1 protein-coding gene is annotated in these 702 nt (G+C 47.4%); it reads left to right on the top strand.

Annotated features, from left to right (window positions below):
• Nucleotides 1-702: sodium/glutamate symporter (locus R7Z50_RS27505; RefSeq protein ID WP_318149750.1), on the top strand; the 702-nt coding region annotated here is incomplete at both ends.

Genomic DNA, 702 nt, shown 5'->3' with positions numbered 1-702 from the left:
TTAAATAACGTTCTGGAAATCGCGATGGCATCGGCCACTTTTGGTTTGATCATCGGCGGTATCATTGGTAGCCCAGTGGCTCAACGCCTAGTGGAAAAACATGGTATCGAATCTGAGTACGGTCGTGGTGGTAGAGATGCCAAAACCCACGAGAAGTTCCCAGAGCTGGTGACGTACAACGAGTACGAAGAAGACAAAGTAACGGCGAAAAAGGTCGTGGAAAAACTCTTCTTCTTACTGATTTGTGTGACGGGTGCGAAGTACGTTGAACAGTGGGTGAGTACCTACGAAATTTCTTGGTTGATGATTCCTGATTTCGTTTACGCGCTGTTCATTGGTGTGATTATTACGAACTTCTTAGAGGTGACTAAGATTCGTAAGCTGGACGCTGAAACCATCGATATGCTCGGTACGGTGTCGCTGTCTCTGTTCTTGGCAATGGCTCTCATGAGCTTGAAGCTGTGGAACATCTTTGATTTGGCGATCCCATTCTTAGTGATTCTGGCGATTCAGTCGGTGATTTTGGCCATCTTCACCTACTACGTGACCTTTAAGGTAATGGGCAGCAACTACGATGCGGCGGTTATCTCGGGTGGTCACTGTGGTTTTGGTTTGGGTGCGACGCCAACAGCGGTGATGAACATGGGTTCTATCGTTAACCGTTTTGGTCCTTCGCCTCAGGCATTTATGGTGGTACCAATT

The sequence above is a fragment of the Vibrio sp. 1249-1 genome (assembly GCF_033340495.1).
Note: the sequence above shows the minus strand (reverse complement) of the source record. Positions and strands in the feature narration are given on the sequence as shown.